Origin of the sequence: Streptomyces avermitilis MA-4680 = NBRC 14893 (assembly GCF_000009765.2) — a bacterium.
GTDB classification, from domain to species: Bacteria; Actinomycetota; Actinomycetes; order Streptomycetales; family Streptomycetaceae; genus Streptomyces; species Streptomyces avermitilis.
Genome location: NC_003155.5, coordinates 319,205 through 343,745, shown reverse-complemented (window position 1 = coordinate 343,745; position 24,541 = coordinate 319,205). Strand labels below are relative to the sequence as shown.

Sequence of the window (24,541 nt, the reverse complement as noted above, 5' to 3'; positions counted from 1 at the left end):
TGCCGGCCGAGATGACCCCGTAGGCGGGCGGCTCAGGTTCGCATCGTCCTGGCTGGTCAGGCGTCGTCGCGCAGGTGGGCGAGCCCGCTGAGAAGGAGTTCGAGTCCGAAGGAGAACTCGTCCTCGATCGGAACGGGCATCGACCCGGCGACGGTAACCGTGGCCGGGAACAAGGCTGGATCGACACTCTGGAAGACGGCGGACACTTGTGCGTCCGCGAGTTGCCCGCCGCCGCCATGACCGTTGACCTGTATGGCGAATCCGAGGACGTAGCGGGAGAGGGTGGCAAACGCGTGCGCGGCCAGTCGCGGCGGGAAGCCGCTGTCGAGCAGCGCCGCGACACAGTGCTCCCGCAGCGCCATGGCGTTCGGCCCCAGGGGTATCTCTTCGACCAGCAGGCGCGCCGCGTTCCGGTGCCGGGCCAGTGCCTCGAACATGGTATGCGCGACCGTCCGCAGCGCTTGCTGCCAGCCCATCGCGAGGAGTTCGTCGCCATTCAGTTCCACGGCGCCGAACATGCGGTCCACGACATGGGCGACCAGCGCTGCCCGGTTGTCGAAATGCCGGTACAGCGTCGCCGTGCCCGAGCCCAGGCGCTGGGCCAGCGTCCGCATCGAGAGAGCGTCGGCCCCTTCATCGTCCACGATCTGCAGTGCGGTGGAGACGATGCGCTCCAGCGGCACGGGCGGACGCCCCGGGCCCCGAGCCGATGCCGTGGCCGCTCGCATAGGACCAGCTGGTGCCACTGAACGCCCACCTCCTCGGCTAGAACCATAACAGCAACACCGTATCCATTTTGGAGATCGCCGGTTGGGCATGGAGTGGCGGCGCCCCCTTCGATCCACCCACCGGTGACCGCTCCTATGGAGTTCGACGGCGGGCGGGTGAACGCCAAGGACTGATGTTCCAAGAGCGAGGTCTCGCGGGTCTGCCAGGACCTGGACTGTCAGCTCACTGCATTCCGCAGCCGCCATTTGAAGCATGTCCGGTTCCCGTACGTGTACCTGGACGCGACCTGCTGCATAGCCCGTGTCGAGCACCAGATCGTGTCGCGGGCGGTGGTGATCGCCACCGGGATCACCGAGGACGGCGGCCGCGAGGTGCTGGGAATGATGGTCGGCGACAGCGAGACCCAGGTGTTCTGGACTCAGTTCCTGCGCTCCCTGCGCGAGCGCGGCCTACCAGCTCAGCACCGTCCGCGACTGCGAACCCTTGCCGCCGTGTCCGGCAGCGGACAGCCCAGCGCGTCAAGATCCGCCAGGGCGGCTGGTGACAACTATCGCGCTTCGGCACAGCGCCCACGGCCGCCTGCGGCAGCCACCATCCTCAGGCCGCCGGCCAAGCGCGCACTGACGGGGTGGGGCCGTCCGCCTCACCGTTCAAGGGGCGATCGGGTCCGGGCGCTTGTCTGGGTGGGTGGCCGTGACGTACTTCATGGCTGTGGCCTTGCCCAGGCCGAACAGCCGCATCAGGTGGACCGGGTCGGCTGTATGGCGGGCTTCGTCGTAGATGCGGTCCTCGCGCAGTCGGCGCGCGGGGAGGCCGGCGCGTTCGAACACGGTCTTGGTGACCTCGGTGCTGAGCATCGGCTTGGTGGGATCGGTGGCAGAGATGCGGCTCACGAGGAGGTGCGGGTTCGTGGTCCGTGGCCAGCTGTGATGGGGCTGCCGCAGCCAGGCGGTGGCCAGGGCGGTGGTGATCTCTTCGAGGTAGATGTAGTGGTCGGCGCGTCCGGGGCGGCGGACGCGCAGTCGTCCCCGGGCTCGGTCGAGGTCGTCCAGGAGCAGGCGCGGCAGGTCTTCGTGCGTGAGGGCGTGGATGGCCACGAGGGCGATGATCAGCTGGCTTCGGGCGTCCTCGACGCGGGTCAGGAGACCCTTGAGGGTGTCGCTCGGCAGCGGGGCCGGGAGCCGTGGAGCGGTGGTCAGGGTGATGTGGCGGGCGGGGTCGCGGAAGATCTTGCGTTCGCGGCGCAGCGCGCGAAAGAGCGACCGGAGCGGGGGGTGGACCGAATGCCGGCGGGCGGCTTCGGTCCCATCGAGGACGGCGGTGATGTGGCTGCTGGTGATCTCCCGGAGGTCCGTGATCCCCTCGGCTGCCCAGGCGTTCAGGACCGGGGCCTATTCGCGTGATCCGTTCTGCTGCTTCACCACCGGCCAGGATCTGGCGACGTTCTTCGACTGTCACCGGCTGGCGTTCGCGCACTTCGGCGGGGTGCCGATGAGCATCGTCTACGACCGCACCAAGACGGTCGTGCGCCGGCACGTTGCTCCCGGTGAGGCGGTCCCGCTGCACCCGGAAGCGGTCGCCTTCGCGGGGCATTACGACTTCGACGTCGACGTGCTGGCCGCCTACCGGCCCCAGGGCAAAGGACGGGTCGAGCGCCAGGTCGGCATCGTCCGGGACCATGTGCTCGCCGGGCGGGCTTTTTCCTCCATCGAGGAGATCAACGCGGCCTTCGCCGCCTGGGTGCCACTGCGGCGAGCGAAGGTCCATGGCACCCACGGCGAGGTCATCGGGCACCGGGCCGTGCGCGATCACACGGCTCTACGGCCGCTGCCGACAACTCCGTATCTGGTCACGCAGCGGCATCTGCGGCATGTCGGCAAAGACTGCCTGGTCGCCTTCGACGCGAACCTCTACTCGGTCCCCGCCCGCAAGATCCGCCCTCGCCAGCTGGTCGAGGTCCGGGCGACGAAGTCCCAGGTCACACTGCACTCCACCATCGCCGACCGGGACGGTCAGACGATGCTCGCCGTCCATCCGAGGGCAGTCGGCCGAGGCGCCCGCATCGTGGACGAGACCCACTGGGACGGCCTCGCCGAGGAGGCGGCAGCTGCGGTCGGCGTATCCCAGGCGGCGGGTTGCAGGTGGTTCTGTCACGGTGGCGGCATGCCACCAATGGATCTTGCTCCGCAGTCCGGCCGGTACCTGTCCTTTCACGAGCGTGAAGAGATCTCGATCCTCAAAGCGCAGGGCATCGGAGTCCGGGAGACCGCGCGACGTCTCGGCCGCGATCCATCGACGGTATCCCGGGAGCTGCGGCGCAACGCCGCGACCCGTGGCGGTCGGCTGGACTACCGGGCTTCGGTCGCGCAGTGGAAGGCCGACCTCGTGGCCCGGCGCCCGAAGACAGCGAAGCTGGCCGCGAACGACCGGCTGCGGGACTACGTGCAGGCAAGGCTGTCCGGCCAGGTCAGCCGCCCGGACGGGACGGTCCTGGGTCCGGAGAGCCCGCGGTGGAAGGGGAGGAACAAGCCGCACCGCGGCGACCGCCAATGGGTCATGGCGTGGAGTCCGGAGCAGATCGCTAACCGGCTGAAGGTCGACTTCCCCGATGATGAGTCCATGCGGATCAGCCATGAGGCGATCTACCAGGCCCTGTTCGTCGAAGGCCGTGGAGCGCTCAAGCGTGAGCTCGTTGCCTGCCTGCGCACCGGCAGAGCCCTGCGGGTGCCTCGTGCCCGGTCCAAGCGGAAGGCGTGGGCCCACGTCACGCCCGAGGTGTTGATCAGCGAACGGCCGGCCGAAGCCGACGACCGCGCCGTACCGGGACACTGGGAGGGCGACCTCCTGATCGGACTTGAGCGATCGGCGATTGGCACGCTGGTCGATCGCACGACCCGGTACACGGTGCTTGTCCACCTGCCCCGCCAGGACGGCTACGGCGTCGTTCCCCGTACCAAGAACGGGCCGCCGCTGGCCGGTTACGGCGCGGTGACGATGAAGGATGCGCTTGCGGCGACGATCGGCACCCTGCCCGAGCAACTATGGCGATCACTGACCTGGGACCGGGGCAAGGAGTTGTCGGCGCACGCCCAGTTCACGATCGAGACCGGCGTCCCGGTCTACTTCGCCGATCCGCACAGCCCCTGGCAGCGCGGTGTCGGCGTACAAGTGAACGTGGCCCTGGCAAGATTTCCGTGAAGCTGGGGTGTGCCACCGTGCGCCGGTGACGCTCCGTCACAGGACGCGGCATTGTCGGCGAGTGTGATGACCTCGTACGGATCGTGTCTCCGCATCTCGATGCGGTGCGGGTGGAACGGGTGTGGGCGGCGGGCGGCGTGGTCCGTATCGCAGCCTGCACCCGGGAGTTGACGGTGGCGTGTCCGGACTGCGGCCGCGGTTCCGCGCGGGTGCACAGTCGCTATAGCCGCACGCTGGCCGATGTTGCTGTCGGCGGCCGTCCGGTCGTTATCGGGCTGTCGGTACGGCGACTGTTCTGCGACGGCCCGGGCTGTGGTCGGCGGACGTTCACCGAGCAGGTGGAGGGGCTGACGGTGCGCTATCAGCGCCGCAGCCCGCTGCTGCAGCACCTGGTGCAGATGGCCGGGGTGCTGCTCGCCGGCCGCGGCGGCGCCCGGCTTCTGCAGATCCTGAAGGTGCCGCTGTCGCGGACGAGCGTGCTGTTCCACTTGATGCGCTTGCCACTTCCGGCGGCAGCGACTCCGCGGGTACTAGTAGGGCTCCGTTAGGTTGCTCTGGCTCTTGGGTTGTGGCTGGTGGTGGATGTTTTGGGCAGGGGGCGGTGGCAGGTGGTGCAGGTGCCGCTCCAGCAGTTCAGCAGGTCCTGGATGGCGTCGAGGGTCTGGTAGAGGGTGAGTCCGCTGTACCGGCTTTTGGGGCCAGACGCTGTTCGGTGAGGAACGCGTGGGCGGCGGTGACCAGGGAGACGTGGTGGTGCCAGCCGGTCCAGGAGCGGCCCTCGAAGTGGTCCAGGCCGAGGCCGTGCTTGAGTTCGCGGTAGTCGTGCTCGATGCGCCAGCGGATCTTCGCCAGGCGGACCAGTTCGGCGAGGGAGAGCGTGTCGGGCAGGTTGGACAGCCAGTAGTCGGTGGGCGCCTCGGCGCCTTCGGGCCATTCGACCAGCAGTGTGACCTCGGGCAGGACACCGTCCCAGCAGTTTTCGTCTGTGGCGGCGGCCTGGGCGAGGCGTCGGGATTTGACCCCGGCCGGCCGCACCCGCAGGGACAGGAAATGCGAGCGCATCGGTCCGCGGGAGCCTTCCCGCCAGGTCACCTCGGTGAAGGCCTGCCGCCCGTGGCCGGTCGCCAGCGCCGCCACCGAGGACGGCTTGTCGCGGTAGCGGGGCTGGGGCTTGCGGCCGTTGCCCGACCAGGGCGGCGCGAAAGGCTCGGCATCGTGCGGATGGACGGTCACATCCGAGCGGATGGCCGCGACATAGCCGATGCCCCGGCCGTCCAGGCCGTCGCGGAAGTCGGCGTTCTGCCCGTAGCCGGCGTCGGCCACCACCACCGGCGGCACCAGCCCCCACCCGGCCAGCTCGTCGAAGATGTCCAGAGCCAGGCGCCACTTCTCCCGGTGCCCGACCTCTGGCGGTATCCCGGTCTTCTGCCGCCGTGGCGCGTCGTGCGCCCACTCCTGGGGCACGAACAACCGCCACTGCAGCGGGCAGGAGGCAGTGTCGGAGACCGCGTGCACGCTCACCGCGACCTGGCAGTTGGCCTGCTTGCCCAGCGCCCCGCAGTACTGGTGCGCGACCGCGACCGACATCTTGCCGTCCTTGGGGAACGACACGTCATCGACCGCCCAGGCATCCGGGCCGATCTGCGCCACCATCCGCTCCGCGATCCGCCGCCGCACCGGCACCGGATCCCAGGTCGACTGGTTCACGAACTGCTGCAGGTTCTGCTCGTTGCCATCCGGCAGCCGCTCTGCCATCGGCTGGATCGACTTACGCCGTCCGTCCAGCATCAGCCCCCGCAGATAGCAGTCGCCCTTCGCCCGCTGGTCCTTACGCGGCACCGACGCGAACACGTCAGCCACGAATAATGCCAACGTCGCCCGAGCACGGTTCACTTCATGTGCATCCACACCTTCAACATGCCCCCAAACAGGACCGCGAGACAGACCTAACGGAGCCCTACTAGTGCTGGGTTCCTCTTTCGCTGGGTATATGTCCTGGTGGCGGGGTAGTTGACGATGCTCGGGGGCGGGTGCTGGACGATGGTTTTACGGGCACGACCGGGGCGGGACGAGGACGAACGGGCCGTCGTTCGCCGATTGTCGCGGGCACGGAAGGCTCCCCGCGATGCAGTGATGCGGGCCCGGATGATCGAGCTGAGCTGGTCGGGACTACGGGTGCCGGCGATCGCTGGAGAACTGGACTGCAGCCAGAAAACGGTCCGGTGCTGGCTGCACCGCTTCAACCGCTCAGGCCTGCAAGGGCTGGATGATCTGGGCGGGCAGGGCCGCAAGCGACGGATCACCGAGGAGGAACGATCGCGGATCATCTCCCTGGTCAAGACCGTGCCGCCGGGGCGGCTGCGGTGGGAGCCCGTCGGGGAGCTATGGGCCTTCGACGAGTCCGGGCCACCTGAGTGGACCCTGGATTCTCTGGCCGCGGCAGCGCGGGCCGAGGGGGTCGAGGTGGGCCGCTCACAGGTCCGCCGTATCCTGCTCGCCGAGGGCGTGCGCTGGCGCCGCACCCGGTCCTGGACAAGGTCGAAGGACCCGGACTTCGTCCCAAAAGGACAAGGATCATCGGCCTCTACACCCACCCGCCCGACGACGCGACGGTGATCTGCGCCGACGAGCTGGGGCCAGTGATCCCGCGGACCTTCCCGCCCGCACCCGCCTGGTCACCCGATGGGCACCGGATCAAAGCGGAACTCGACTACAGCCGCGGACCCGAGAAGACCTGGGTCTACGGGGCCTTACGCGTCCGGGACGGCCAGCAGATCACCATGACCGCTTCCTCCCGCAACAGCGTCTTCTACCAGCAGTTCCTGCAACAGATCGAAGACGCCAACCCGACCGGCGAGCTCTGGATCGTCACCGACAATCTGTCCAGTCACAACAGCCTGTCCACCCGGACCTGGCTCGAAGACCATCCCCGCATCCACCACGCCTTCATCCCTGTCGGCGCGTGCTGGCTCAACCTGCAGGAAGGCTGGTGGCGCATCTTCCGCAAAGCCGCCCTCGCCGGCCGGTCATTCGCCAACCCCGACGACATCGAACACGCCACTGCCCTTGCAACCAGCCAGCTCAACTCCCGTGCCAACCCCTGGATCTGGGGCAGACCCGCACCACCAACCCGCCGACTACGGCGCCGATATGTGTACACCGTTTGAGGAACCCAGCACTAGGGAGCGCGGCTGTGCCATACCCGGGGGCTGCTGATTTGTCTGTTGGGCTGCCGCCCGCGCGTCGGCGCGGGCGGCACGGGGGGAGTTCGGGTGGCTGTTCGGCGTGCGCGCCTTGTTTCGGTCGGTTTCGCGGGTGCGGTACTGGCGGGGTTGCTGTCGACGGTATCGGTGGTGTCTCCGATACAGGCAGCCGCGGCTTCTGACGATCCGACGCCAGTGGTGCCGTCGCAGTCTCTGGGGTCGGTCCCGGCGCAGCAGACTGAGGAGGTCGGCAAGGCGCTCCCCGCTCCGAAGTGGCCGAGCGCGGCCGAGGCAACGGTCGATCTGTCGGAGGCGGCTGCCGGAGAGCCGGGGACGGTGTCGCCCGAACCATCCGCGTCGGCTTCGGGCGGTGTCGGTGACGGTGAGAGCACGCAGGTCGGCGAGGTTGTGGAAGTTGCTCCGGTTGCGGAGGATCTGGGCACCGAAGCCCAGCTGAGTTTGTCCCGGCTGGCCGACGAGAGCACTCCTTCCCCAAGCCCGAGCGTTTCGGACGGCTCCGAACCGAGCACGCCCCCTACGGCTGAGGCAAGTCCCTCGCCGGAGCCTTCAGAGTCCGCTTCGGATGAGCCCATCCAGGACCCGGTGTCTCCGGACCAGGTCGAGGTGCGGGTTCTGGACCGCGAGGCCGTGGCCCCGGCCGGCGGTATCGGCCTGGGGCTGCAGGTCTCCCGGACCGATGGCGTCGATGCCCCGGGGCAGGTGCAGGTTGACATCGACTATTCGGGCTTCAAGTACGCCTACGGCGCTGACTTCGCCTCCCGGCTGAGGTTGGTGAAGGTGCCCGCGTGTGCACTGCAGACGCCGGATGCCGAGAGCTGCGCAGACCGCGAGTTTGTGCCGGTGGACAACGACACGGACTCCGGCACCCTGACCGCTACCGTGACGGCGGCTGCCGACACGGGCTCCGCGGGTGCTTCAGCGCAGCTGATGCGGGAGGCGGGCTCCAGCAGCGCCAGTGTGTACGCGGTGACCTCCAGCTCGTCCTCGGACGCGGGGGATTACCGGGCGTCGACACTGTCGCCGACGGGTTCGTGGGAGGTGTCCACAGGGTCGGGCTCGTTCAACTACAGCGTGCCGATCCAGGTGCCGGCGCCGCCGATGGGCTCGGCGCCGTCGCTGGCGATGTCGTACGACTCGCAGTCGGTGGACGGCCGTACCTCTGCTTCCAACAATCAGGCGTCCTGGTCCGGTATGGGCTGGGATCTGAACGTCGGCTTCATCGAGCGCCGTTACCGCAACTGCACCGAGGACGGCCTGCCCACGATCGGTGACATGTGCTGGGACTCGCCAAACTCGGCTAAGGAGCCGGACGGAGCGGCCTACGTCATCAGCCTCAACGGCACCACCTCGGAGCTGATCCAGGACAACAACGGCAGCGGCGCCTACCACCTCAAGAACGACCCGGGCTGGCGTGTGCAGCGTCTGTTCGACGGGCACGGCGCGGGCCGCAACGGCGAGTACTGGGTGATCTCGACCCAGGACGGTCAGCGCTACTACTTCGGCTGGGGCCGCTCGGAGCGCACCAGTACGGCGACCGCGTCCGTGTTCACCGTCCCCGTCGTCGGCAACGACGCGGGCGAGCCGTGCCACGACCAGTTCCCCGAGCCCTGCACGCAGGCCTGGCGCTGGAACCTGGACCGGGCGGTCGACGCCAACGAGGTCGAGACTATGTACTTCTACGACAAGGAGTACAACCACTACCGCTCGGTCGCCAACACCGACAAGGCCCGCGAGTACGTCTCATCCGGCTATGTGAAGGAGATCCAGTACGGCTGGTCCTCGCAGATCACCGACGGCAAGGTCCCGGCGAAGGTCGAACTCAGCCACGTTAACCGGTGCATCGAGCGGGTCCAGGAGAACGACCCCCTGCGCGACGAGCCCGCCGCCTGCCCGGCCTTCGACGACAAACCAGGCTCATACCCCGACGTGCCGGTCGACCTGATGTGCGACGGCACGTCGGCGGACTACAACTGCGCGGGCAAGACGTACTTCCCCACGTTCTTCTCCACGGACATGCTGTGGGACATCAAGACGTACGTCAGCGACCAGGACGGCACCGGCTGGGACCTGGTGCAGCAATACCAGAACAAGTACGGGATGCCCAACCCGGACGGCACGATCGGCAAGACCCTCTGGCTCGACTACATCCAGCGCAAGACGTACGGCGACGGCGACGACATCGTCTTGCCGGTCATCAACTTCAACCGCACCGACCTGGACAACAAGGTCGGCTCCGCCGAGCTGAACTTCCCCCGCATCAAGGAGATCCACGGCGACCTCGGCGCCACCACCACGGTCTCCTACGGTTTCGCCAATGCCTGCGATATCGACCACCTGCCTGCTCAGGCCTCCAACACCCAGGACTGCTACTGGCAGAAGTGGACCCCGGAAGGCGAGACGGACTCGAAGACCGGATGGTTCAAGAAGTTCCTGGTCACCCAGGTCCAAGTCGACCCGACAGTGACGACGAACCAGGACGGCGCGCCGGTGATGACAACCTCGTACACCTACGAGGACGGCGCCGGCTGGCATTTCACCAACGATCCACTGATCAAGGACGAGGACGAGTCCTGGACCGACTGGCGCGGCTACCAGGAAGTCCAGGTCACCACCGGCGCGGGCGCCGGCCAGAAGACCAAGAAGTCCTGGCTGTACCGAGGCCTGTCGGGGGACCGTACGTCCAAGGCGGACGCGTCGGCGACGAAGACGGTCACGGTCGACGACGGCGACGGCAACAACTACACCGACGACTCCTGGCTGTCCGGCCGCATCCTGTCCACATCGCTGCGGGACGACACCGGCACCTCTCACGAGCGCACCTACCACAAGTACTGGGACCACAACACCGCCCAGTACGACGGACTGCCCGACGCCCGCTTCGTCCGCGAGAAGGAAACCACCACCAACACCAAGGTCAGCAGCGGCTGGCGCGAACACACGGTGGAAACCGAGTACGACGACACCGAGGGCGCCTCCACCACATTCGGCCTGCCGATGCGCACCGACGACTGGGGCCAGAGCAGCGTCTCCGACAACCGCTGCACCACCTACGGTCGCGCCTACAACACCGACAACTACGACTCCACCGGCGCCCAGCGGTGGACCGTGCTCCAGGACCAGGTCAAGCACTACTCGGTCGGTTGCTCCAGCATCGCCGACAGCAAGCAGGACGGCTACGCGTCGACGCTGTACGACAACGCCACCAGCGTTGACGCCAACAAGCCCGTCGACGGCAACCCGACCGAGTCCCGTACCTATACAAAGTCGGGCAGCTATCGCTCCACGTGGTCCGGCTACGACGACGCGGGGCGTGTGATGTGGAGCGAGGACGGAAGCCACAACCGCACCCTCACGAAGTACAGCCCGGCCAACACCTGGCCGTTGAACGGCGTCATCGTCACCACTCCCGACCCCGATGGGGCTCTGCCCGCCCACACCGCGCTCACGTCCACAGCATGGACATCCCGGTTCTGGGGCAAGCCGACCTCGATTCAGGACGCCAACGGCAACGTCACCAAAATGAGCCTGGACGCGGCGGGCCGTCTGGTGGAGGTGTGGAGGCCAACCGAAACCGGCAGCTCACCGTCGATGAAGTTCAGCTACACCATCCCCACCTCCACTAACAGCGCTGGAGTGCCCGACGCGGTCGACGGCTACCCGCACGTCGCCACGCACGTCCTGCAGTCCGGCACGACATACCTGTCCTCACACGCCTATGTGGATGGCCTGGGCCGTGCCCGGGAGACGCAGACCCCCATGGGGAACGGCGTCGATGCGGCCACGGGCAACGAGGTGCCCAACCGGCAGGTCTCGGTCACCCGCTACGACTCGGCCGGCAACGTGACCGGCACCTCGGCGGTCTTCCGCAACCAGGGCACGGCGGGCTCCGGTGGACCTTCCAGCGCCAAGGTCGAGGACCTTCCGTCCTACACGGACCTGGTACTCGACTGGGCGGGCCGTGCCATCACCTCACGGCTCCAGGTCAATGGCGCCTCGCAGGATGCAGGCCGCGTGGACACGACCTACGACGGCGACTTCACCAGCGTCAAGAACAAGGTCGACGCTGCCGCCGACACATACACCGATGTCTACGGACAGGTGTCCAAGGTCGTCGAACACACCGGCAGCGCCACCTACACGACCGCGTACACGTACACGGCCAAAGACGAACTGATCAAGATCACTGACCCTCGAGGAAACGACACCTCCTACACCTACGACTGGGCTGGTCAGCGCACCGCCACGGACGACTCTGATGCCGGGGTCAGCTCCACCGAGTACGACAAGAACGGCCAGATCAGCAAGATCACCAGCAATGGCGGAAAGACTGTCCTGGACTACGGCTACGATGCCCTCGGCCGTAAGACGGCGGTCCGTAGCGGCGACACCGAACTCGCCGCCTGGACGTGGGACGGCCTGAACATCACTGGCGGCAAAGGCCAGATCACCTCGACCACCAGCCGTGACACGAACGGCAACACCTACACCACCAAGACCGGCGAGTTCGACGTCCGCGGCCGCCCACTGAAGACGACCGTCACCATCCCCGACACCGTGAAGGGTCTCGCCGGTAGCTACACGACCGGTTTCACCTACGACGCGGCCGACCACGTCACCTCGGTGGCCTACCCGGCAGCCGGTGGGCTCCCCGCGGAGACCGTCAACGCGACGTACGACGGCTATGGTCGCCCTCTGCGCCTGCAATCCGCGCTGCAGACATACATCCGCTCCACCGGCTACGACGCCTACGACCGCCTGACGGACCGGTCCTACGGAGTCGACTCCGTCCTCCCCGGCATCGGAGCAGCGGCACAGCGCACCTACAGCTACGACGACAGCAACGGAACCCGCGAACTGAAGAGCGTGGCAACGACCACGACCCTCAACAAGGTAGTCAGCGAGCGGCAGAAGGACACCTACACCTACGACCTCGCCGGCAAACTGACCGAGCTGCGCGAGCAGGCCAGTGGCCAGACCGCCCAGTCGCAGTGCTTCCTTTACGACGACCAGGCCCGCCTGACCAACGCCTACACCCACACCACCACGGGCATCTGCGCCGACAAGACCAAGACCGCCTCCGACTTCAAGGGCACCGCCCCCTACCAGACCGCATACACCTACGACCGTCTCGGCAACCTCCAGTCGATCACCAACACTGACTCGGCCGGCACCGCCACCCTGCACGACTACCTCTACCCCGGCTACGACGACACCGGCACCTGGACGACCGCCAACGCCAACCAACCCCACGGTGTCCGCAAGATCGACCACAAGACCGGCAGCACCACCACCAAGTCGGACCAGCTCTACTACTTCGACGACGGCACAATGAAGCAGCGCGTCGAGCCGGGCATCACCACCGACTACACCTGGACCCCGCAGGGACAGCTGGAAGCAGTCAAGACCACCAAGTCCAGCGGCAGCGAACTCACCCGCTACGCCTACGACGCCGACGGCAACATCCTCGTCCGCACCACCCCGCAGGAAACCGTCGCCTCCATCGACGGCATGGAACTGCGCACCACCAACGGCACCACCGTCACCGCGACCCGTGTCTACGCGAGCGGTACAGCAACGGTCGCCATGCGCACCACTGAGGGCACCACGGCCACCAACGGCAAGGTCACCTACCTGATGGCCGACACCCAGGCGTCTACCCAACTCGCCGTCGACGCATCGACCGGAGCCTCGACCCGCCGCCGCTACACCCCCTTCGGCGACGAACGCAGCGGCACCCTGCCCACCGGCACCGACAACGGATTCCTGGGCAAGACCGAGGACACCAGCACCGGCCTCTCCCTCCTCGGCGCCCGCGCCTACGACCCCAACCTGGGCCGATTCCTCAGCCCGGACCCCCTGGCCACGCCGTATGCCCCGCAGAACCTCAACGCCTACTCGTACGCGACCAACAACCCCATCTCCTACAGCGATCCATCCGGTCTGTGCCGCCGCGACATCTGCGGTGACGGTTACCCTGTCGCCGGCGACGGGGAGCGTGCCGGTTACACGGGCCAGCACCCGGGAGAGCACGCCTGCACTTCGTGCAACAGCGGGAATGGCGGTTATCTGCTGGCTGGCGTCGTTCCATCGGACTGGGATAAGGCGCAAGAGTTCTACGACCGAGTCGCGGAAATCATCGTCAGCTGGCCGGCTGGTTGGACCGACTGGAACTACAAGCCACACGAGGACCCCCTCGCCGACCTTCGCGTCGGGCAGGTTGTGTACAACGCGTGTGAGGACGTCGGGGGTTGTCCTGATGGCATCGACCCGCAACGAGACATGCTCAATGCTGCCGTAGCCATTGAGCTGCCCGGAACCAACGGACGGGGCAGCTCCAAGAAGGCGGCAGGCCCTTGCAAGTGCTTCCTGGCTGGTACTGACATCCTCATGGCGGACGGATCGACCAAGGACATCGAGGAGGTGGAACTCGGAGACAAGGTCCAGGCCACCGACCCCAAAACCGGCGAAACCGGACCTCGCGAGGTTACCCGTCTCATCACCACTACGGGCGACAAGCACTTCAACAAACTCTCCATCGCCACGGAAGACGGCGCCGAGGAATTGACGGCGACCCATGAACACCCCTTCTGGTCGCCATCCGAGAGTGCCTGGATTACAGCTGGGAGCCTTGAACCGGGCATGACCTTGCTCACCGATGACGGTGACACCGTCATCGTCACGGGCAACCGGGCATTTACCCAGCACGCCACCACGTACAACCTCACAGTCAATGATCTGCACACGTACTATGCACTCGCCGGTACCACGCCAGTCCTGGTCCATAATTCCAGTTGCTCGACCAATGCCCAGATTTTGGGTGACAACATGACGGCCGCAGGTACCATTCGGCCGGCCGAGACGGCGGCGCATCACATTGTGGCAAGTGCATCTCCCAAGGCTGCGTCTGCACGGGCGAAATTGGCTAGCGTCGGAATTGATATAAATGATGCGGACAATGGAGTATTCTTGCCGCGCGGATCGGCATCGCCAAATCTGACTGGTGCGTCTGTGCACTCAAGGATTCACACAAATAACTACTATGGCTATGTAAACGACATGATGTCGGGAGTGAGGACTGCCAATGAGGCCAGAGATGTTCTAAATCATATTAGAAATCAGCTGAACGCAGGCTACTGGCCGTAGAGCAACCGCCTACCCAGCCGTCGCCCTGTCGCCATCGAGCCGCAATAATGGCTCGCGGCGGCGGGGCTGCTGCTGTAATGGCTTCGAGACTAGAGGAAGGTAAGGGTGAAGCATGTCCGCGAGGCAGTCGCTTGAGTCTGCTGTTGATGTAGCACGAGACCTGCTCAGTCTGTCTGCAGAAGGGACTGCAGTGCCGACTGTGGCCGAGCTGCACGAGGCGGTCCGGCGGTTCGCACTAGTCGAGTTCGACGTCCCGGATTCCCCGGATTCCGACGGGTTCCTTTTCCAGTATGGCAAGGTGAACTGGCTTCCGGAGCCAACTTTCGTCGTAGGATTCGTGCGCCAGCTTGCTGTTGCTGATGTGAAGGGCGAGCATGAGTGCTACTCCCAAGTCCTGCTCGAATATCGTTACGCGATGGATCCGAACCTTGGCTTGATCGGCGGACATGAGGATTGGTGGTTCCGAGATGGTCCGAAATCTTTCGAGGAGTGGATTCGCTCGGTAGAGGGCGACCCTATCTGGGGACTGGTGAGCGGGAAGAATCCATACGGATTTGAAGCCTCACAGGATCAGGTATGAGTTGAATCGCTTGCGGATTTTGCCTGGCCTGGCAGCAGCGGCGCTACTGTCCTCTTTGGTGAGCGTAGATGGCCATATCTTTTCGATTTCGTAGGTGCGCATAAATTGCCTCAGGAGCTCCGCTGGATCTGTCTCCAGCGGGGCTCCTGAGGCGTCTGACGGCAGTAGTTGACGGCAACGTCAGTGGACGGGTGCTGCACAAAGTGGGGGTCCGTCACCGTCGTCGGGTCGGATGGCGGTCTCGTCGGGGTTGCGAAGGGCGTTGCCGAGGAGGTCGATGGCGTCGCGCTGGAGGCGGAGTCGGAGGTGGGCGTACACCGTGGCGGTGACGCCGATGTGGGCGTGTCCGAGGAGTTCCTTGATCACGACGAGGTCGACGCCCTGTTCCAGGAGCAGGGTCGCGGTCGAGTGGCGGAGGTTGTGGAAGCGGATGCGTCGGAGTCCGGCTCGGCCGAAGGTTGGCGCGTACGCGCGGTCGGCCAGGGATACGACCACCAACTGGCCGCCTTGGCCCGCGCCTTCGGCGTCGACATCGTCGGCTGACCTCTCACCCGCCCTCCGCCGGGCAGTGCCCTGCACGGCATCGGGCCCACCGCGCCGAGATCCTGCGGGATGACGGGGCCTGCGGCATCGACCCCCGCCCCGTCGTCCCGCGCACCCTGCCCGCCACCGCGAGCATTCACCGGGCCCTTCCCCGGCACACCCTGGACGGCGCCTCGATCCGCGCCGCCCTGCTCGACGCGGTTGCCGTCTTCACCCTCCAGCTGCGCCGCCGCGACCATGCGGCCCGCGACCTGACCCCGACCCTGCGTTCGCCGGATGCTGGGCGAAGATCAGGGCTTATCGGCTGCCTGGCGGCTTCGGCCAGGGTGCTCCCGTGGCAGCCGCGTCCAGGAGGTCACCGAGGCGCAGCCAGGCGGTCGGTCCGGAGTTGGTTGCCGGGCAGGTCGCGAACCGGTTCCACGCGGCCTGGTCGGTGCCCAGGGCATCGCGTACCGCGGCGACCACCGACGGATGCGCGCTCCCGTAGCGATCCCCCCGGGCGTGCAGCGCCGGCCAGGCTGGTAGAGCGCGTACAAGGGCCGCTGGGTGTTCGGCCTGGCCAGGACCAGACGGGCCCAGGCTTCGCGCCATGTCGGTGCACCGCCGAGGTTCTCGCGCAGGCCCTCGGCGAGAGGGAGCAGCACGGTGTCCGGAGGGTGTGACGCCGCAGCACCCTATCGAAGTCGGCCTCGGACCTGTGTCCGCTCGCGGCGCAGGCGAGGAGAGCCTTTTCTACGAGGGAGTCGTCGCCGGTGTGCCGGTCCCGGTAATCGCTCAGCGCTTGTGCCGGGACGCCTGCCAGTTCGCGCACGGTCACTTTGTCCGGGGCGCCGAGCGCGGTGCGGCGGCGGTTCACACCGACGGGCGGCGGAGGATCGGCGAGGACGCGCTCGACGCATCGCGGCCCGGGCCGGCCCGCACATCATGCAGCTCACCCGGGCCGAGAGAGTGCTGCAGCTCATCGGGGCGCGTGTCTCATGGTCCCAGTGCGTGAGGGAGCCGGACTCGACTGTCCGCGCCTCAGTTTTGCTCCTCGAAGAGTGCGCTGTCGGCAGAGCGGAGAGACTGCTGGCAAGCTCGGCGATCTCGGCTTCGGACAGGCGCCGGGTGGTCTCGGCGAACCGCTCGCGGGCCTGCCGGAGTTTCGCGTGATACCGGATCTCCATTTCGCTCATGGCCTGGGCCACCAGCGCGGTGCAGGCTTCGAGGTGTGTGCCCCAGAAGCCGTCGGGCTCTGTCGACAGAGCTTTCAGGAGCGCGTTGATGTGCTCGATGCCCGCGGCCAGGAGTTCGCGGCACTCGGTTACGGGCTGGCCCCACCCCATGTGGGTGATGCCGTTGCGCGACTCCCTCAGTTCCTTGAGCTTGGCAGGCCCCTTGTGCCCGGGGCCGAGGAGCTGGGCTGCCCTGAGGATGGCGCCCTCGCCGCCGATGGTCTTGAGCCCGGCGCGGCCCTTCTTCGTCTTGTCCTCGTTCCCGCTCAGGACCAGCAGGTCGTCGACGCTCGGTTGCTTCTCCGACGCGAGGAGCACGGGAGCGATGGACGCCAGGTATGCCTTGGACGCGTGTTCCACCGCGACCGCCATGTGGTGCACGGCGAAGTCCTGGTCGATGGGCTCCTCCAGGTACGCGTCGACCGCCGTGCGCGCCCACTTCCGGGCCGATATCAGCAGGTGCTCGTGGATCGATTTGTGCGACATGCGCATCAAGGTAGAGGGGCGGCGTGCGGGCGCACTGCGAATTTGCCTGCTGGCCAAGGTGAAGGGGTGGGGTGGAATCGTGTCCGGGTGTCGCTCATCATCATGGGATGGGGGGCCAGATGGACACGGCGCGGTTGCGGAGTCTGATCGACGGCGTGCTCCTCACGCAGTACAGGCGCTACACCGAGAAGGAACTGCCGGCGCTGTGCGAGCGCCTCGGCCTTCCCTCGCCCAGCGCGGGCGACACCAAGCACAAGCGCCTGGTAGCCAGCCTGAAAGCCTGCCCCGACGACCGCCTGCCAGATGTCGCCGAGGCGGTTCTTGAGCAGGAGGAGTTGGACCAGGCCGAACGAATGGCGCTGCTGGCCAGCGACACCAAGATCGCTCGACTGGCTGCTCCCCGGGCGCCGCGTGTCGTACGGCGCCCAAAGAAGAAGTAGGTGGGTGGGCTCCATTACCGGAGCCCACCCACCCCTTACACCCAGTCCATGCTGGCTTCGCGAGCGAGGCGAGTTGGTCGCCGGTGAGCTTGCCGCTCCGGGTTTTGGTTCCGCAGACTGATCACCGCTCGCCTCCCGCCTGGCCGACCGCCTCCGGACTGTCCTGCGGCGCCGGCTTCTCGGACCGTGGTTGCTGGAGCGGCGAGTTCTGCTGTCTGCGGCGCCGGCGGAGTTCGCGCTGCGCCTGAGCGCGGGCGCACTCGCGAGTGCAGTACTTAATGCCGCTGGTGCGGTTCTGCCCATACTCGGCGCGGCCGCGCTGGCGTACGAAATTCCGGCGGCAGGTCTCGTTGGCGCACTCGCGGATCGTGGCGTCTTCGGCAAGGTGGTTGTAGAGCTGCAGGAACGCCACCGAGAGGATGGTGGGGTAGCGGTCGTCCAGGCCGCCGATGCCGATGCTGAACCGTCCCAGCGCGGCGTTCAGCTCACTCTTCAAGTGCATGATCCTGAACTCCAGGGCGAGCTCACGCAGATGCTCCAGGTCACGCGGCCACACCTCCTCCTGCTCACTGTTCTCGGCCCGCCACTGCACCAGTTCGACGAGCGCGTCCAGCCCTCCCTCGCGTCGCAGGGCCAGCCAAGCAACCCGACCCCGACAGCGGCCTGTACACGCGCCGCGTCTTCTTCCTCCTCCCGCACGACCGCGACAGCCTCCCCAGCGGCCTGTACCGCGAAGGCGCCCCCGGCGAAGCCGTGGACCCCCACACCATCGAGGTGAAGAAAGTGAGCGAGAAGACCCCACGCTCGCAGAGCGGGCCCGCCGCCATCACCGGCTCCCGTTCCTGACGGTGACGGCGGCCAACTGTTCGCGCAGCGCCGTCGGCTGGAGTGCGACCGCAACCGCGGCTGCCCCGACAAGGCGCCTCCGAGGCGGCCCAACCGGCCCCGGAAGCACTCGTGTTCCGCAGGAACTGATCAGCGATCATCAGCGTCGAGCGGAGGGGCACACCGCCCGCATGGGTGCCCCGCTTGTGGCCCCTGGAGGGAGAGCTGAGTCTGGTCGGCGCCTACAAGGGCGGGCGCAGGTCCTCGAACGGATCGAACCCCAGCTGCTCAATCACCCGCAGGCGCGTGGATTCCTTGGGCCGCCACTGCTGGCCGGCCGGGTACATGAGGTTCAGCGCGTCGGCCGGGGGCGCGAGCAGATAGTCGGCCCTGGGGCAGTCGGTGAGGTGCGGGCATTCCTCCAAGAGCCGGTTGCAGTAAGCGCACAGCAGTCCCCGCACCCGACCTGTCTGGTGGTCATGGTCGACCATCGCCCCGGGGTACAGGCCGCACAGATGGCAGTCGGGGCCGAGCGCGTCGACCAGCGCGGCACGCAGGCGCCGGACGGATGCCGTACGGGCCGGGCGGGGAGGCCACAGGTGCAGCAGCTCGTACGCGCCGCCGGGGCAGCGCTCGGGCCGGTCGACGCTGCCCGGGTCCACGCCCGGGCCGCTCGCCCGCACCGGCCACTCGACGATGAGGGAGCCCCAGACCGACGTGCCGTCATCGCGGCCGCCTCTCCACTCCTGCGGCCCGTCCCACCGCTCGACCCACCCGCAGTGCTGACGGTGGCCCCAGGCGCCGGTGGCCTCGGCCTGCCCGCACAGCATCAGGCCCGCACGCTCGAGGTGGAACCGGCCGTCGTCACCGGGCACCGCGACGGTCCTGCCCGGCGGCCCCGGCGGGGGAGAGGGCAGGCAGCAGGGTTCCTTCGCGGCGTCGAAGACCAAGTGCTCGACGAACGCCACCCCCTCGTGCGCCCAGCGCCACAGCAACTGCGCGCGTCGGTATGGGGGCAGTTCGTCGAGGCTGGCCATGGAGTGATCCTCGCCCACAGCACTGACAGCCGGGCCCGCACGCCTGCGGCAGCTGCACGAGCCGAGAGGGCCGAAGAGGGGGTTGCCTTCTGCGCGGGGAGTGCGGGGACGGGCTGGTCTCGGCGAGACCAGGCGGAGTGCGAGCAGTTCCTGGAGGGCGTGATGGGGATCTCTGAAATCTCAGGTAGCCCCATCACCGTGAAGCGTGGCATTTGCTGAACTGCCCGACATCCCGGGGGCATTGCTGCGAACATCGGTCTTGTTCCTGGGCGAGCGAAATCAGGTGAGGCAGAGCGTGACCAGCGTCTACACGGAGTTGACCAAGGAAGCCGGGAAGCGAGGCGGGCCCGCAGCACTGCGGGCCTTCTACCGCATGCAGGGGGCCCTAATCGGCCGCGCGCAGGGCATCGCCATGGGCCGCGCGCAGGGCCTCCTCATCGGCCGCGCGCAGGGCGCCATCGTCGCCGCGAGTGTGAGCATCGCCGGGACCCAGCTCTACAACAGGGTGCGCGGCCGCGGGTGCGATTCCACCGCCGTGCCCACGCCCATGCCAGCCGGGGAGAACGGCGCCGGCGCCGAAGTTCCGACGCAGGGCCAAGAGGACGACGCGTAAGCGCGCGACAGATTGAGGCGACGGTCGGCGTCCGGTCAGGCTCGGGCGCCGAAGGCGGGGACATGCTCCACGTTCACGTCCTCGCGTAGCCGCACGAAGACCGCCATGCCGCACACGGCAACTTCCGCGCCTGGGCCCAGCTGACCGCCCACGTCCGCACCGCACTGGCCCGCACAGAACGCCCCCTGGTGGACCAGGAAGTGCTGCGCTGGGTCTTCAGCCGCCCACGTCCGCACCGCACCGGCTCCACACGCACAGCCCGGCGGGCACACCCGATCCTGCCTCAACAGCCGCAGCCGCCGTACTGCCTTGCCTACAGCTCGAACTTGAGGTCGACGAGGTCGGTGAGTTTCACTTCGAGGCTCTGGGCGCGGCGGCCGTTGTCGCGGAAGTAGACCTCGCCGAGCGCTTCGGCGGCGATCTGGCGGAGGTCGTCCTCGTCGGTGCCGTCCTGCTGGGCCTGGAGGAGGCGGGCGGCGTGGTGGGACGAACTGCACGTAGTGCTGCTGAGAAAGCTGCGGGCCGCGAAGAAGCTGGACTGGTCGCGGGCGGTGATCGACTCTCGCACACCGAGAGGCGTGACGCGTGAGCGAGCGGTGTATGCAGCGCTTCGGCCGGGAACTGCCAGCCGAAGCGCTGCAAGCGAGTCGACCACCTCCCACCGGTAGCCCGCAGCGTGGAGTATCAGCAGTGCGTGCACACCCCAGAGCCGCCCACGACTTCGCTTGGTACGTCGCGCGGTCGCAGGTTGGATGACTGGCGGGCTACGCCGTGACTACTTTGGGAGCCATCCGTCCAGTGACACCTGGGCTCCTCCGGACAGATAGTGGTGGAGGGCGCTGGCGGTGGTGTCCACGCACTCCTCGGGGATGGCGTCGGCGTCAACCCAGCGAACCTGGGAGTGCTTGCGTGGTTCGCGGTTTTCGGGTTCGCCGGTCCATTCGTGGGTGGCGAAGACGACGGTCAGAAAGCCGTTGGGAGCCTCGACGCCCCAGGAGCCGTGGATGATGTGGGCGACCATGAGGGCCTCCGGCTTCACGGTCAGGCCGGTCTCTTCGTGCAACTCGCGTACAGCGGTTTCGGTGATGGGCTCGCCGGGTTCGCTCTTGCCGACGGGGAGGTCCCACATGCCCTGGGCGAATTTGGCGTTCTCGCTGCGCTGGAGCAGGACGACGCGGTTGGTGGCCTGGTCGTGGACGATGACGGCGGCGACCAGCAGGGTCATGGATTCGAGGGCGGGCGGCAGGGCGTTGGGCAGGTCGTCCGTTGTCCGCTGAGCCACGTCTGGTGTCCCTTCGTCGGCCGGTTGATGGGCAGCTTAGGCCAGCGCTTGTCGTGCGCGGCGGGCGAGTTCGACGGCTCCGGGCACCTTGCGGCGCTGGTAGACAGAGAGAGGGGAGCGGAGCGAGGTGATCGCCTTGCGGGTGCGGTCGGAGGTCATGCCTTCCATGAGGGTGAGGGCTTGCGACCAGGCGGCGACGGCCTCGTCGGCGCGGGCCTGGGCGGCGAGGCTGTCGCCGAGGTCGGCGTAGGTGAGGGCGTGGACGCGCTTGTACTTCTTTAGGTCCCAGCGGATCAGGGCGTCGCGGTGCTGTTGTTCGGTGCCAGCGTGGTCGGCGAGGTCGGCGAGGTCGGTGAGGGTGCGGGCGGTGTGGCTGGCTACGCTGCCGGCTGCGGGGCCGCTGACGCGGGAGTAGCTGGGCTGGGGGACGTCGTCGCGCAGGAGGGCGTCTTCGGCGGCGAGCAGGGCGCGGGCGGCTGCGGACTTCTCGTCGGTCACGGCGTAGGCGCGGGCGTGGGTGATGTAGAGCAGGGCTTCGGTCTGGCCGTCGACGTGGCCGAGGCCGCGGGTGAGGGCGCCTTCGACGAGGTCGACGCAGTGGTGGGGCTGTTTGAGGCTGAGGGCCTGGTGGGCGAGGGCGCGCATCATCCAGGCGGCGTGGCCGTGCGGGTCGGCTTCGCAGGCGAGTTGGTAGCCGACCTGGTAGTAGCGCTGGGCGGCGCCTTCCTGGCCGAGGTCGTGGTGTTTCCAGCCTGCCAGGTAGGCGAGTTCGGCCACGGCGCCGAACGCCGCCTGGCGTATGGCTTCGCTCGGGAAGCGACCTCGGAGGATAGGCGGTGACGGTGGTCAGGCCGTGGCCGCCGCCGAGGCGTTCGTCGGCCGCGCTGAAGGCTGCAGTGATCTGGCGTACGACGTCCACGTCCTCCGCGCCGACTACAGATGTGCCGGTGCGGGCGCGGAGCATGCGGGCGGTGGCCTCGTGATCGTGAGCGAGCGGCATGGCGACGCCGGCGGTACTGAAGGCGGCCACCGCGAGGAACCTGCGGCGCTCGACATCGGCGCGGCCCAGGTCGGTGGCCGCCAGGACGGGATCTCGCTCATCGGGCTCATCGGCATCTGACACACTCAGGCCAACGCCACCCACAACACCCCCGAGATCAAGGCGTGGCTGGTCAAGCACCCCCGTTTCCATCTCCACTTCACCCCGACCGGCTCCTCCTGGATCAACCAGGTGGAGCGGTGGTTCGGCCTGCTGACCGACAAACTCATCCGCCGCGGCGTCCACACCTCCGTGAAAGCGCTGGAGGACGACATCAGGGCCTGGATCGACTCGTGGAACGAGAACCCCAGGCCCTTCACCTGGACCAAGACTGCCGACGAGATCCTCAAGTCCCTCACCGACTACCTCAGTAAGGTAACTCCGCCAGCCACCGAGAACCAGCAAGGAACTTAAGACCGTGACTTCCGGCGCATCACACTAGGCCGGCGTGGGCGGCGGCTTGCGAGGGGCGCCCGCCGTCCGTCGCGCCGAAGAGGCCCTGACCCACGGGCCCGATCCACTCCATCTCGCCAAGGTGTTGGAGGTCGGCGATGGCCGTGCGGATCGCGCCGCGGCTGACGCCGTGGTCGCGCGCGAGGGCGGCGATTGAGCGGCCTTCCAGGTATGCGGTGCGCACGGTCTCGGCTTTCGCGGCCGCCACGGCGGGGCGGCGTCCGCCCTTGCTGCCCTTGGCCTCGGCGGCGCGTAGCCCGTCATAGGTCAGCTCGCGCTGGAGGTCGCGCTGAAGTCCGCCGGCGGCGGCGAGGGTTTGCCCCATGACAGCAGCTCGCCGGTGCGCGGGTGGCGGGCGGTGAGGTCGATGGCGGAGAACCCGCCGTCGTGGATCTCGAAACTGATCCGCTCGATCTTGCGGAACCGGCTCGTCCGGAGACGTCATTCGGCAACACTAAAGAGGTCATCTCATTTGGCGAGTCTGCGGTAGCAGATGAGGGTGCGGGCCGGGCTGGTGAAGGCGAGGAAGCGTTCGGCCTTGCGTTCGTCGCGGCGGTGGAGTCGGCGGTAGCCGGCGAGCCAGGCCATGGTCGTTCTATGGTCCAGCGGTGGCGTCCGAGCCGCTGCGAGGACTCGATTCCCCTGCGGGCGATGCGGTGGCGGATGCCGCGCTGGCGCAACCTCGCGGGCGCACCTTCTGGTGCTGCCGTACATCCTCGCCCGGGCCGCGACCGGCAGTCAGGCCGGAGGCGGACCGGGCCGCGGCCGGTACTCGGCACCTCGGTGCAGGGTGACTGCCGACGGCCCGCCACGGTGGTCATGGACGGAGCGCGGGCCCGGTCAGAACACGTCGGTGGTCCACAGGAGGTGCATATCCCATGCGATGTCCAGGGATTCCTTCGCTCCCTGATACCACGCACGTTGCGCGGTGTCGTCCGGCACGGTGTGAAGGGCCGCGAGTACATCGGCCGGCATCCATGCTCCACCCCAGTGGCCCAGCCAGGTCCCAGGCGTCTCGGCGGGTTCCGGGGTTCGCGGTATGGCGTAGCCCTCGCTCCGGAGAATCTCCAGAGCGGTATCCCGTTGATTCCTCATCAGATGCTGCGGGGAGAAGATCCCGTAGGCATCCAGACTGATTCTGCTCCCGTTCAGGTAGGCCTCCCATGCCGCCTCCGCCGTGGGCTGATCGCGCCAATCGACCACGGGGATCTCCACGGAGGGCCGCGCCGCCCACGGGCCGCCGGTACGCGCGCGCACCTCCTGCGGTGCGGATCCCACCACGACGAATGCGAGTTCGTGGCACGGGACATGGAGCTCGATGCTCTGTCCCGTCCCGCTGTCCCAGCTGGTCGTCATTCCCGCCGCGATCCGGACGATGTACTCGCCATCGTCAAGCCCCTCATGCGCGTCGAAGAGAGCGCCCTCGAGTATCTCGGCCGGCACGCCGTCCCAGTTGAAGAACCTCCGGATCGGAGGGCCCCCCGTCGCAGAAACGATCTCGAAGTCGTAGTTGCCCGGGCTGCCCAGGTCGCGGCCGAGTGCGTAGGACGAAACCCGACAAGCAATACCGTCTTTCACCACATACGTCTTCCGGGCCAGACCGCAGGTGATGAACTTGCGACCCTCAGACGTAGGAACTCTCACCTCCAAGCGCGTCTGCATCAGGTGCAGGCCGTCCTGAGACACCGTCTCCACCCAGTCGGTGTGGATCCTCCCGTTGGTCATGCTGCTCTCC

Annotated in this window: 17 protein-coding genes and 8 pseudogenes; 12 read left to right on the top strand and 13 right to left on the bottom strand. The window is 67.5% G+C overall.

Annotation, left to right across the window (positions count from 1 at the left end; genetic code table 11):
* Positions 1-56 precede the first annotated feature (56 nt).
* Positions 57-683: a TetR/AcrR family transcriptional regulator gene (locus SAVERM_RS01925; RefSeq protein WP_010981728.1), complete on the bottom strand. Its 627-nt coding sequence runs from the start codon at positions 681-683 to the stop codon at positions 57-59.
* A 222-nt stretch (positions 684-905) separates the two neighbouring features.
* Between SAVERM_RS01925 and SAVERM_RS39245 the strand changes: the two are divergent.
* Positions 906-1,181 (top strand): annotated as a pseudogene (locus tag SAVERM_RS39245) (transposase); the annotation flags it as partial.
* 198 nt (positions 1,182-1,379) lie between these two features.
* On the opposite strand, the gene SAVERM_RS42135 reads toward SAVERM_RS39245, so the two are convergent.
* On the bottom strand, positions 1,380-1,826 hold the full coding sequence (locus SAVERM_RS42135) for a hypothetical protein (protein ID WP_062804687.1): 447 nt from the start codon (positions 1,824-1,826) through the stop codon (positions 1,380-1,382).
* On the opposite strand from SAVERM_RS42135, the pseudogene SAVERM_RS39240 reads away from it, so the two are divergent.
* From SAVERM_RS39240 to SAVERM_RS01910, 3 genes and pseudogenes are all read left to right on the top strand, one after another.
* Positions 1,819-2,739 (top strand): annotated as a pseudogene (locus SAVERM_RS39240) (Mu transposase domain-containing protein); the annotation flags it as partial. The gene SAVERM_RS42135 and the pseudogene SAVERM_RS39240 overlap by 8 nt on opposite strands.
* Positions 2,740-2,817: 78 nt before the next feature.
* Positions 2,818-3,921, top strand: a pseudogene (locus SAVERM_RS01915) (IS30 family transposase); the annotation flags it as partial.
* An 89-nt stretch (positions 3,922-4,010) separates the two neighbouring features.
* Positions 4,011-4,475 (top strand): transposase family protein, encoded by a 465-nt coding sequence (locus SAVERM_RS01910; RefSeq protein ID WP_010981726.1) that lies wholly within the window; start codon positions 4,011-4,013, stop codon positions 4,473-4,475.
* Between the two features lie 85 nt (positions 4,476-4,560).
* Here the strand turns inward: SAVERM_RS01910 and SAVERM_RS01905 are convergent, their stop codons facing one another.
* The gene (locus tag SAVERM_RS01905) at positions 4,561-5,835 is read right to left on the bottom strand and encodes an IS701-like element ISSav4 family transposase (protein ID WP_010981725.1); all 1,275 of its coding nucleotides are present in this window, start codon (positions 5,833-5,835) and stop codon (positions 4,561-4,563) included.
* Positions 5,836-5,943: 108 nt separating this feature from the next.
* On the opposite strand from SAVERM_RS01905, the gene SAVERM_RS01900 reads away from it, so the two are divergent.
* From SAVERM_RS01900 to SAVERM_RS42130, 4 genes are all read left to right on the top strand, one after another.
* On the top strand, positions 5,944-6,543 hold the full coding sequence (locus tag SAVERM_RS01900) for a helix-turn-helix domain-containing protein (protein ID WP_338059013.1): 600 nt from the start codon (positions 5,944-5,946) through the stop codon (positions 6,541-6,543).
* Positions 6,540-7,094, top strand: a complete 555-nt coding sequence (locus SAVERM_RS01895; protein WP_107082974.1) for a transposase — start codon at positions 6,540-6,542, stop codon at positions 7,092-7,094. The genes SAVERM_RS01900 and SAVERM_RS01895 overlap by 4 nt, the downstream gene beginning before the upstream one ends.
* Positions 7,095-7,199: 105 nt before the next feature.
* A complete protein-coding gene (locus SAVERM_RS40990) occupies positions 7,200-14,294 on the top strand; it encodes an RHS repeat-associated core domain-containing protein (RefSeq protein ID WP_010981722.1) in 7,095 nt (2,364 codons plus the stop codon).
* 199 nt (positions 14,295-14,493) lie between these two features.
* Entirely contained in the window at positions 14,494-14,874 is a 381-nt protein-coding gene (locus SAVERM_RS42130) for a hypothetical protein (RefSeq protein ID WP_137951544.1), read from the top strand.
* 180 nt (positions 14,875-15,054) lie between these two features.
* Here SAVERM_RS42130 and SAVERM_RS39230 read toward each other — a convergent pair.
* A pseudogene (locus SAVERM_RS39230) lies at positions 15,055-15,327 on the bottom strand (tyrosine-type recombinase/integrase); the annotation flags it as partial.
* A 764-nt stretch (positions 15,328-16,091) separates the two neighbouring features.
* Positions 16,092-17,117, bottom strand: coding sequence for a hypothetical protein (locus SAVERM_RS01880; protein WP_010981719.1), 1,026 nt, complete (start codon positions 17,115-17,117; stop codon positions 16,092-16,094).
* A 107-nt stretch (positions 17,118-17,224) separates the two neighbouring features.
* Here SAVERM_RS01880 and SAVERM_RS01875 point away from each other — a divergent pair, with 107 nt between their 5' ends.
* The gene (locus tag SAVERM_RS01875; RefSeq protein WP_037652565.1) at positions 17,225-17,557 is read left to right on the top strand and encodes a hypothetical protein; all 333 of its coding nucleotides are present in this window, start codon (positions 17,225-17,227) and stop codon (positions 17,555-17,557) included.
* A gap of 121 nt (positions 17,558-17,678) precedes the next feature.
* Here SAVERM_RS01875 and SAVERM_RS01870 read toward each other — a convergent pair whose 3' ends face one another.
* The gene (locus tag SAVERM_RS01870) at positions 17,679-18,149 is read right to left on the bottom strand and encodes a hypothetical protein (RefSeq protein ID WP_237528691.1); all 471 of its coding nucleotides are present in this window, start codon (positions 18,147-18,149) and stop codon (positions 17,679-17,681) included.
* Between the two features lie 50 nt (positions 18,150-18,199).
* On the opposite strand from SAVERM_RS01870, the pseudogene SAVERM_RS44180 reads away from it, so the two are divergent.
* Positions 18,200-18,403 (top strand): annotated as a pseudogene (locus SAVERM_RS44180) (DUF6009 family protein); the annotation flags it as partial.
* 221 nt (positions 18,404-18,624) lie between these two features.
* Here the strand turns inward: SAVERM_RS44180 and SAVERM_RS01865 are convergent.
* Positions 18,625-19,419, bottom strand: a complete 795-nt coding sequence (locus tag SAVERM_RS01865) for an endonuclease domain-containing protein (RefSeq protein WP_052082473.1) — start codon at positions 19,417-19,419, stop codon at positions 18,625-18,627.
* A 295-nt stretch (positions 19,420-19,714) separates the two neighbouring features.
* Here SAVERM_RS01865 and SAVERM_RS01860 point away from each other — a divergent pair, with 295 nt between their 5' ends.
* Positions 19,715-20,032: a hypothetical protein gene (locus SAVERM_RS01860; protein WP_137951545.1), complete on the top strand. Its 318-nt coding sequence runs from the start codon at positions 19,715-19,717 to the stop codon at positions 20,030-20,032.
* A gap of 313 nt (positions 20,033-20,345) precedes the next feature.
* Here SAVERM_RS01860 and SAVERM_RS01850 read toward each other — a convergent pair whose 3' ends face one another.
* The 3 genes and pseudogenes from SAVERM_RS01850 to SAVERM_RS01840 form a co-directional block, all read right to left on the bottom strand.
* Positions 20,346-20,600, bottom strand: a complete 255-nt coding sequence (locus SAVERM_RS01850) for a hypothetical protein (RefSeq protein ID WP_052082471.1) — start codon at positions 20,598-20,600, stop codon at positions 20,346-20,348.
* 207 nt (positions 20,601-20,807) lie between these two features.
* Positions 20,808-21,314 carry an NUDIX domain-containing protein gene (locus tag SAVERM_RS01845; RefSeq protein ID WP_010981712.1) on the bottom strand — a complete coding sequence of 169 codons (507 nt, stop codon included), beginning with the start codon at positions 21,312-21,314 and terminating at the stop codon, positions 20,808-20,810.
* Between the two features lie 36 nt (positions 21,315-21,350).
* A pseudogene (locus SAVERM_RS01840) lies at positions 21,351-22,431 on the bottom strand (tetratricopeptide repeat protein); the annotation flags it as partial.
* An 18-nt stretch (positions 22,432-22,449) separates the two neighbouring features.
* On the opposite strand from SAVERM_RS01840, the pseudogene SAVERM_RS39215 reads away from it, so the two are divergent.
* Positions 22,450-22,767: pseudogene (locus tag SAVERM_RS39215) on the top strand (IS630 family transposase); the annotation flags it as partial.
* Between the two features lie 19 nt (positions 22,768-22,786).
* Here SAVERM_RS39215 and SAVERM_RS01830 read toward each other — a convergent pair.
* The 3 genes and pseudogenes from SAVERM_RS01830 to SAVERM_RS01820 all read right to left on the bottom strand — a co-directional run bounded on the left by SAVERM_RS01830 (position 22,787) and on the right by SAVERM_RS01820 (position 24,531).
* Complete coding sequence (locus SAVERM_RS01830; protein WP_010981709.1) at positions 22,787-23,131, bottom strand: serine integrase family protein; 345 nt, start codon at positions 23,129-23,131, stop codon at positions 22,787-22,789.
* A 143-nt stretch (positions 23,132-23,274) separates the two neighbouring features.
* Positions 23,275-23,483 (bottom strand): annotated as a pseudogene (locus SAVERM_RS44170) (IS5/IS1182 family transposase); the annotation flags it as partial.
* 163 nt (positions 23,484-23,646) lie between these two features.
* On the bottom strand, positions 23,647-24,531 hold the full coding sequence (locus SAVERM_RS01820; RefSeq protein ID WP_107082973.1) for a hypothetical protein: 885 nt from the start codon (positions 24,529-24,531) through the stop codon (positions 23,647-23,649).
* Between the last annotated feature and the right edge of the window lie 10 nt (positions 24,532-24,541).